Genomic DNA, 9,221 nt, shown 5'->3' on the forward strand with positions numbered 1-9,221 from the left:
GGCAGGAACCCGAACGCCCTGCGGCCAGCCACGTCCCGACCGCAGCCGAGTGGCGCCCAGCGCCCGCCGAGGGGCAGTACATCCCGGCCGGAAGTCCAGGAAGCAACTGGGCCGCCCCCGCAGTGGAGAACGGTGCGTCGGCACCTGCCGCGGACGAGGGCGAGGCGCAGGCAGCACCCGCGCCGGTGACACCGCCGCCGCCGGTCACGCCGCCACCGACGCCCGCGATGACCCCGCCACCGACGGAAGCGCCAAGGAAGGGTCGGCACTACCCGGCCGCGGCACCCGAGACGCCGGAGACACCCGAGACGTCCGAGACGGAGTCCGCGAGGCGAGCCCGCCATTCGTCGGCCGCCGATCCCGGGCGGCCCACCCCTGCGCCCACCCTGGCGACCCCCACCCCGCCACCTCCAGTGACACCCGCCCCGCCGCCCGAGGCCGAGGAATCGGCGTCACCCCGCCACCGCGGGGCGGACGACGAGGAAGAGTCCGCAGGTCAGCACATCGGCGGCCAACCGCTCTCCGAACTGATGGCCAGACTGCAGGTCGGTTCCACCGGAGGAGGCCGTCGTCGGCGTCGCGACGAGTGAGTTAGTCTCGACGCGACCGTCCGGTACCCGCGAGGTCGGGACCGGAACGCCTGAAACCAAGAGCATGCGAGGTCGTCTGCGATGGTGCAGCCCCCTAGACCCGCGTGGGGTCCCCCCGACGGGCTGCGTCCGGCCCGCCTCACGGTGGGCATCATCTCCGCAGGCCGAGTGGGTACCGCTCTCGGCGTGGCGCTGGAACGGGTCGAGCACGTCGTCGTGTCGTGCAACGCGATCTCCCGCGCGTCGCGCCAGCGCGCCGAACGTCGACTTCCCGACACCCAGATATTGCCCGTCCAGGACGTCGCCGCTCACGCCGAACTGCTGGTGCTGTCGATCCCCGACGCCGAACTCGCCGGTGTCGTATCGGGTCTGGCCACCACCGGCGCGGTGAGACCCGGCACCATCGTCGTGCACACCTCGGGTGCCAACGGCGTCGGCGTGCTCGCCCCACTGACCGAGCGCGGCTGCATCCCGCTGGCGATTCACCCCGCCATGACGTTCACGGGTTCGGACGAGGACATCGTCCGCCTCTCCGGTGCGTGTTTCGGCATCACCGCGGCCGATGACGTCGGATACGCCGTGGCCCAGTCGCTGGTCCTCGAGATCGGCGGTGAACCGTTCGGAGTGCGGGAGGACGCGCGGCCGCTCTACCACGCTGCTCTCGCCCATGCGGGCAACCACGTCATCACGGTGCTGCTCGACGCCGTCGAGGCATTGCGCGCCGCGTTGAAGGGCCAGGAGCTGCTCGGCCAGGAGGTGGTCGACGACGCTCCGGGAGGCATCGCCGAGCGGGTGATCGGACCGTTGGCCCGTGCGTCGCTGGAGAATGCGCTGCAACGTGGACAGGCGGCACTGACGGGTCCCGTCGCTCGCGGTGATGCCGCTGCCATCACCGGTCACCTCCAAGCGCTCGCCGACGTGGATCCCGAACTCGCACAGGCATACCGGGCCAACTCGCTGCGGACGGCGCAGCGGGCGCACGCCCCGGCCGAGGTGTTCGCCGCACTGACCGAGGGAGGACGTACGTGACGGTCCGCAAGCCGCCGGCGTTCGCCGCGGGTGAGCTCAACGTCTACGCCAGGCCGCGGGACGCCTCCGACGTGTCGAGGGCACTGCGGACGACGGGGCGGCGGGTGGTGCTGGTGCCGACGATGGGTGCCCTGCACGACGGTCACCTCGCACTGGTTCGCACGGCCAAACGGGTGTCCGGCGCGGTCGTCGTCGTGTCGATCTTCGTCAACCCACTGCAGTTCGGCGGTGGCGAGGACCTCGACGCCTATCCCCGTACGTTCGACGACGACCTCGCGTTGCTGCGCGCCGAGGGTGTCGAGATCGTCTTCGCGCCCACCGCGGCGGACATGTATCCGCACGGTCCGCGCACGACGGTGCTTCCAGGACCGCTTGGTGCCGAGCTCGAAGGGGGATCACGGCCAACGCATTTCGCAGGCATGCTGACCGTGGTACTCAAGCTGCTGCAGATCGTTCGACCGGATCGGGCGTACTTCGGCGAGAAGGACTATCAGCAATTGGTGCTGGTGCGCCAGATGGCCGACGACTTCGACCTTGGCGTGCAGATCGTCGGTGTTCCCATCGTGCGGGAAGCGGACGGCCTGGCGATGTCGTCGCGCAACCGCTATCTCGATGCCGTGCAGCGTGAGCAGGCGGGCGCACTCTCTGCTGCGCTTCTCGCAGGCATGTACGCCGCGTCGCGCGGCGCGGCGGAGGTGCTCGACGCAGCCCGCGCGGTCCTCGACGAGGTGCCCGCCCTCGACGTCGACTACCTGGAGGTCCGCGACACCTGGCTGGGCCCGGCCCCGACCGAGGGGGCGGCGCGCCTCCTGGTGGCCGCGCGAATCGGGCGAACCCGGCTGTTGGACAACATCGCCGTCGACATCGGCGCCGCGGCGGGTATCGACGGGCATTCGCGCGTCGGGTCGGAGCAGAACCACGAACTGCCCTGGAGGAACTGAACGCCGTGCTCCTCGCGATCGACGTCCGCAACACCCACACCGTCGTCGGGCTGGTGTCGGGATCCGGCGACCACGCAAAGGTGGTGCAGCACTGGCGGATCCGGACCGAACCCGAGATCACCGCCGACGAGCTGGCCCTGACCATCGACGGTCTGATCGGTGACGACGCCGAACGGCTGACGGGCGCGACGGCCCTGTCGACGGTGCCCTCGGTCCTTCACGAGATCCGCGTCATGCTCGACCAGTACTGGTCCTCGGTGCCCCAGGTCCTCATCGAGCCGGGCGTCCGGACCGGCATCCCGTTGCTCGTCGACAACCCCAAGGAAGTCGGTGCCGACCGCATCGTCAACTGCCTGGCCGCGTATCAGAAGTACCGCACACCGTCGATCGTGGTCGACTTCGGTTCGTCGATCGTGGTCGACGTGGTGTCGGCGAAGGGCGAGTTCCTCGGCGGGGCGATCGCGCCAGGCATCCAGGTGTCCTCGGACGCGGCGGCCGCTCGTTCGGCCGCGCTGCGCCGCGTCGAGTTGACCCGACCGCGCTCGGTGGTTGGCAAGAACACCGTGGAGTGCATGCAGGCGGGCGCGGTTTTCGGCTTCGCGGGCCTGGTCGACGGCCTGGTGAGCAGGGTGCGCCACGACATCGACGGCTTCGCGGGCGACGAGGTGACCGTGGTGGCGACCGGTCACACCGCGCCGCTGCTGCTGCCGGATCTGCAGACGAGAGCGAAGTACGACCCGCACCTGACCCTCGATGGTCTGCGACTGGTGTTCGAGCGCAACCAGAACGACACCCGCGGCAAGCTCAGGCCGGCCCGCTAAAGCCCCTCCCCAGGGCGATTTCGGCGCGGATGGTTGCGCTGAGCGCAACTCTCCGCGCCCAAGTCGCGTTTTCCTGTTGACGAGCGGCGCGCTCGGTAGAATCATGTGTTGCGTATAGAGAGTTCGTTGCGCACTACGCAACAAGTGGAGGATCGCTTGGCCGCCCCCAAAGTCGTCATCATCGGTGCGGGAATCGTCGGTAGTTCACTGGCCGACGAGCTCACCGCAAGAGGCTGGACCGACGTCACCGTGCTCGACCGCGGTCCGTTGTTCGCCACCGGCGGGTCGACGTCTCATGCGCCGGGTCTGGTGTTCCAGACCAACCCGTCCAAGACGATGACCGAGTTCGCGAAGTACACGATCGAGAAGTTCGGTGCACTCGAACATCCCGGCGGCTGGGCGTTCAATCCGGTGGGTGGTCTGGAAGTCGCATCGACCCCGCAACGGTGGGCGGATCTGCACCGCAAGGCCGGCTGGGCCGAGGCGTGGGGGGTGCCAGGAGACCTGCTGACCCCTGGGCAGTGCGCCGAGTTGCACCCGCTGCTGGACGCCGACCGCATCCTCGGCGGGTTCCGAACCCCGACGGACGGATTGGTCAAGGCGGTCCGCGCTGTCGAGGCACAGGCCAGGACGGCGACGGCGCGCGGCGCGACCTTCGTGCCCAACACCGAGGTCCTCGGCATCTTGGACGACGGCCGCCGCGTGACCGGTGTCCAGACGGCCGACGGAGTCATCCCCGCGGACGTCGTCGTGTGCGCCGCAGGCTTCTGGGGAGCACAACTGGCCAAGCAGGTCGGACTCGTCGTGCCGTTGGTTCCCATGGCCCACCAGTACGCGACCACCGGGCGCGTCGAGCCCCTCGTCGGCCGCAACACCGAGCTGGCCGAGGCCGGCTTGCCCATCCTGCGCCACCAGGACCAGGACCTCTACTTCCGCGAACACGTCGACCGCATCGGCATCGGCTACTACGGGCACCGCCCGATGCCCGTCGACATGTCGACCCTGGCGTCCGACACCGCAGGCGAGCAGATGCCCTCCATGCTCCCGTTCACCGACGAGGACTTCGCCCCCGCCTGGCAGGAATCGTTGAAACTCCTTCCGGTGCTCAACGATTCGAAGATCGAGCAGGGCTTCAACGGAATCTTCTCGTTCACTCCCGACGGCTTCTCGATCATGGGCGAGCACCGCGAACTGAGCGGATTCTGGGTGGCAGAGGCAGTGTGGGTCACGCATTCGGCAGGCGTCGCGAAGGCCACCGCGGAGTGGATCATCGATGGCGTCCCGGCCACCGACGTCCACGAATGCGATCTCTACCGCTTCGAAGACGTCGCACTTGGCGACGAATTCATCCTCGCGACCAGTTCGCAAGCCTTCGTCGAGGTCTACGACATCATCCACCCGCATCAGTACCGAGAGGCGCTGCGCGGGCTTCGCACCAGCCCGTTCCATCCGCGCCAGCAGGAGCTGGGCGCGTTCTTCTTCGAGGGCGGCGGCTGGGAGCGCCCCGCCTGGTACGAAGCGAATGCCCCTCTGGCGCAACGGCTCCGTGACGAGGGCCTGGCCTTCCCCGAGCGCGACGAATGGGCGGCGAAGTTCTGGTCACCGATCTCCATCGCCGAGGCGCACTGGACCCGTGAGCACGTCGCCATGTACGACATGACGCCGCTCACCCGCTACGAGGTGTCGGGCAGCGGGGCGGCGGACCTGCTGCAACGGCTCACCACCAACAACGTCGACAAGAGCGTCGGCTCGGTCACCTATACGATCATGCTCGACGAAACGGGCGGGGTCCGAAGCGATCTCACCGTCGCCCGGCTGGCCGCCGACCGTTTTCAGGTGGGCGCCAACGGGCCGATGGACTTCGACTGGATCACCCGCCACCTTCCCGATGACGGCAGCGTCACGGTACGCGACGTCACCGGGGCGACGTGCTGTATCGGCGTGTGGGGGCCCGCGGCGCGCGATCTGGTGCAGCCGTTGTGTCGCGACGACCTCTCCCACCAGGGTTTCAAGTACTTCCGCGCGCTGGGCACCTATCTCGGCGCCATTCCGGTGACCATGATGCGGGTGTCCTACGTCGGTGAACTCGGCTGGGAGATCTACGCCGACGCCGCGTACGGCGCGGCGCTCTGGGACCTGCTGTGGGCTGCCGGTCAGGACCATCGGGTGATCGCCGCGGGGCGCATCGCGTTCAACAGCCTGCGGATCGAGAAGGGCTACCGGTCCTGGGGCACCGACGTCACCGCCGAACACCGGCCGGCAGCGGCAGGTCTGGACTTCGCCGTTCGGATGGCCAAGGACGACTTCGTCGGGAAGGCCGCGCTGGAGAAGGCGCCGCCACCGGAGAAGATTCTGTGCAGCATCGTCTTCCACGACCCCACCGCCGTGGTGCTTGGCAAGGAGCCGGTGTACCTGGACGGCGCCGGCACTGAGAACTGCGCGGGTTACGTCACCAGCGCCGCCTACTCGGCCACCGTCGGTCGCTGCCTCGCCTACGCGTGGCTGCCTGCGGCGACGGTCCCCGGCGACGTCGTCGCCGTCGACTACCGGGGGGACCGCTACGGCGCCACGGTCCACGCCGAGCCGGTGGTGGACCCCGAGATGTCGAGGATCAGGCGATGAGCCTTCACGCGGAGGGACCGGTGAGCACATGACTTCAGATCTGCCACCCCTGCTTCATCCACCCGATATGAACTCACCCGCCATGAACTCACCATCGGCCCTGCGCTCGACCCTGGGCGGCAGGCACTACACCAGCCCCGAACTGTTCGCCGCCGAGCAGGAACACGTCTTCGAGGCGATGTGGTTCTGCGCCGCCAGGTCGGGCGATCTCGCGCTGCCTGGGAAGTTCAAGAAGGTCCAGGTCGGCCGGGAGAGTGTGCTGCTGGTGCGTGGTCGCGACGGGTTGCTGCGGGCGTTCCTCAACGTCTGCAGGCACCGCGGCGCCCAGCTGTGCATCGAGGCCGAGGGCGAAGTGAAGCGCAACCTGCGCTGTCCCTATCACTCCTGGACGTACGCACTGGACGGAAAGCTGGTCGCAGCCCCCAACATCGGGACGCTGACCGACGACTCGGGCGCGCCGATCGACCGATACCGGTATGGGCTGGTGCCGGTCGCGCTCACCGAGTGGCTCGGCTACGCCTGGGTGTGTCTGTCGGATACGCCGCCCCCGTTCGAGGACGTCGTCTCCGAGACCACCAGGACACTGGGCGACGCGGACGCCATCAACCGGTACGGAATCGGGGGGCTGGACGTCGGCCGCCGAATCGTCTACGACGTGGCGGCCAACTGGAAGCTGATCGTCGAGAACTTCATGGAGTGCTACCACTGTTCGACGATTCATCCCGAGCTCGTCGGCGTGCTGCCCGAGTTCACCCGCGGCGTGGCCGCGCAGGCCAACATCGGTCTGGGGGCTGAATTCGGTGCGAAGGTAGATGGATTCACCGTCGACGGGTCGGCGGGATTCGACCGGTTGCCGGGGATCACCGACGAGCAGGACCGGCGATACTTCGCGATGACGGTCAAGCCGACGGTTTTCATCAACCTGGTCCCCGACCACATCATCTTCCACCGGATGTACCCGATGGCGGTGGATCGCACCGTGGTGGAGTGTGACTGGCTGTACACCGCCGACGTGGTCGCCTCCGGCCGCGACGTCTCGCACTCAGTCGAGTTGTTCCACCGGGTCAACGAGCAGGACTTCGAGGCCTGTGAGCGAACCCAGCCGGCCATGTCGTCCCGCGCGTATCGCAACGGTGGCGTGCTCGTACCTTCCGAACACCACATCGCGGAGTTCCACGAGTGGGTAGTGTCCCGAGTCGGAGCTGGGTCCTAGCCCGGCGGAGCCGCTCCGGCGGCGACATCGACGAGAAGCTCCGGCGAGGGTGAGGTGGCCAATGAACGGTGAACCCGACCTGTACATCGGTGCTCGGTGGCGTCACGCCTCCGATGGGGGAATGCGGCAGATCATCAACCCGGCCGACGGAAGCGTCGCAGCAGTCGTCGACGAGGCGACCGACGCGGATGCCCGCGACGCCGTCGCCGCCGCAAGGGCGGTGTTCGACGACGGTGCGTGGCCTGCGACACCAGTGACGGAACGGGCCGCGTTGCTGGACCGAATCGCCGACCTGTTGCAGCGGGACAAGGAGTCGTTGGCGGTAATCGAGACGCGCGACACTGGAAAGACGTTGGTGGAGAGTCGGATCGACATCGACGACGTGACGTCGGTGTTCCGCTACTACGCTCGCCTGGTCGGAGTCGAAGCCGACCGGGTGATCGACGTTGGCGACCCTGCCGTCATCAGTCGGGTGGTCCGCGAGCCCATCGGCGTCTGCGTCCTCATCGCACCATGGAACTACCCGCTGCTGCAGATGTCGTGGAAGATCGCGCCCGCCCTGGCGGCTGGCTGCACGATGGTCGCCAAGCCAAGCGAGGTCACGCCGCTGTCCACCATCGCCTTCGTACACCTGATGGAGGAGGCAGGCGTACCGGGCGGCGCGGTCAACCTCGTACAAGGCAGCGGCGCGGCACTGGGAAGCGCGCTGACGGACAACGCCGCCGTCGACTTCATCTCGTTCACGGGGGGACTGGCCACCGGACGGACCATCTCCAAGGTGGCCGCCGAGCACGTCACCAAGGTCGCGGTGGAACTCGGCGGGAAGAACCCGCACATCGTGTTCGCCGACATCGGAACGGGAGATGCGTGGGACGCCTCCGTCGACCAGGTGCTGACCGGCGTCTTCCTCCATTCGGGTCAGGTGTGCTCGGCGGGCACCCGGCTGATCGTCGAGGAGTCCATCGCCGACGACTTCGTCGCCGCCCTGGTCGAACGTGCCGAGAAGATCCGGATGGGCGACGGCATGGACCCGGCGAGCGAGACCGGACCGCTGGTGTCCGAGCAGCACCGCGCCAAGGTGGAAGCTCACGTGGCAGCGGCTATTTCCGAGGGCGCCAAGCTTCTCACGGGGGGATCGCGACCCGCCGACCCGGCGCTGGACAAGGGCAGCTTCTACCTGCCGACGATCTTCGATCGGTGTGACCGGTCGATGGGGATCGTCCGTGAGGAGACCTTCGGGCCGATCCTGACGGTCGAGAGATTCACCGAAGAAGCCGAGGCGATTCGGCTCGGCAACGACACGGAATACGGTCTCGCGGCGGGCGTTCGTACGTCCGACCCGGCGCGGGGCGAACGTGTGGTGCGCGGGTTGAGGCACGGCACGGTGTGGCTGAACGACTTCGGCTACTACACCGCGGCAGCGGAGTGGGGCGGATTCGGGAAGTCTGGTAACGGCCGCGAGCTCGGCCCCACGGGGCTCGCGGAATACCAAGAGCTCAAACATATCTGGCACAACACCGCGCCGAAACCCGCAGGCTGGTTCAAAGGTAACTGACGAGCCGCAGCAAGCACTTTGATGAGAGGACGCCTCAATGGCAGTTCAAACGGGGACTCATGGCGCCGACAGCGGCGGCCTCGACGACTTCGGTTACAAGGAATCCCTCGATCGCAGCATCGGCAAGTTCGCCAGCTTCGCGGCAGGCGTCAGCTATATCTCGATCCTGACCGGAACCTTCCAGCTGTTCTACTTCGGCTTCGGTACGGCAGGCCCCGCCTACCTGTGGTCGTGGCCGATCGTCTTCGTCGGCCAGATGGCAGTGGCGCTGTGCTTCATGGAACTAGCCGCCAAGTACCCGATTGCAGGAGCGGTCTACAACTGGTCGAAGATGCTCGCGAGCCGAATCGTTGGATGGATGTCGGGCTGGCTCATGCTGACGGCGTCGATCGTGACGATCTCGGCCGTCGCGCTGGCGTACCAACTCAATCTGCCTCGGCTGTGGAGCGG

7 protein-coding genes and 1 pseudogene are annotated in these 9,221 nt (G+C 67.8%); all 8 read left to right on the forward strand.

The annotated features are described in order from the left end of the window. A pseudogene (locus tag ACRDUX_RS02835) lies at positions 1 to 590 on the forward strand (DUF6779 domain-containing protein); the annotation flags it as partial. Between the two features lie 81 nt (positions 591 to 671). Beyond that, a complete protein-coding gene (locus ACRDUX_RS02840; protein WP_526410815.1) occupies positions 672 to 1,619 on the forward strand; it encodes a Rossmann-like and DUF2520 domain-containing protein in 948 nt (315 codons plus the stop codon). After that, positions 1,616 to 2,560 (forward strand): pantoate--beta-alanine ligase, encoded by a 945-nt coding sequence (gene panC, locus ACRDUX_RS02845; protein ID WP_526410817.1) that lies wholly within the window; start codon positions 1,616 to 1,618, stop codon positions 2,558 to 2,560. Before ACRDUX_RS02840 ends, panC begins: the two co-directional genes overlap by 4 nt. A gap of 5 nt (positions 2,561 to 2,565) precedes the next feature. Then, positions 2,566 to 3,381, forward strand: a complete 816-nt coding sequence (locus ACRDUX_RS02850; protein WP_526410818.1) for a type III pantothenate kinase — start codon at positions 2,566 to 2,568, stop codon at positions 3,379 to 3,381. Between the two features lie 156 nt (positions 3,382 to 3,537). After that, positions 3,538 to 6,003: an FAD-dependent oxidoreductase gene (locus tag ACRDUX_RS02855; RefSeq protein WP_526410820.1), complete on the forward strand. Its 2,466-nt coding sequence runs from the start codon at positions 3,538 to 3,540 to the stop codon at positions 6,001 to 6,003. Positions 6,004 to 6,085: 82 nt separating this feature from the next. Next, a complete protein-coding gene (locus tag ACRDUX_RS02860; RefSeq protein WP_526410822.1) occupies positions 6,086 to 7,216 on the forward strand; it encodes an aromatic ring-hydroxylating oxygenase subunit alpha in 1,131 nt (376 codons plus the stop codon). Positions 7,217 to 7,277: 61 nt separating this feature from the next. Next, positions 7,278 to 8,771, forward strand: coding sequence for an aldehyde dehydrogenase family protein (locus tag ACRDUX_RS02865; protein WP_526410824.1), 1,494 nt, complete (start codon positions 7,278 to 7,280; stop codon positions 8,769 to 8,771). A 37-nt stretch (positions 8,772 to 8,808) separates the two neighbouring features. Then, positions 8,809 to 9,221 (forward strand): amino acid permease (locus tag ACRDUX_RS02870; RefSeq protein WP_526410826.1); only part of this gene is annotated, 413 nt, incomplete at its 3' end.

The sequence above is a fragment of the Mycobacterium sp. genome, from assembly GCF_050701675.1.
GTDB lineage: Bacteria > Actinomycetota > Actinomycetes > Mycobacteriales > Mycobacteriaceae > Mycobacterium.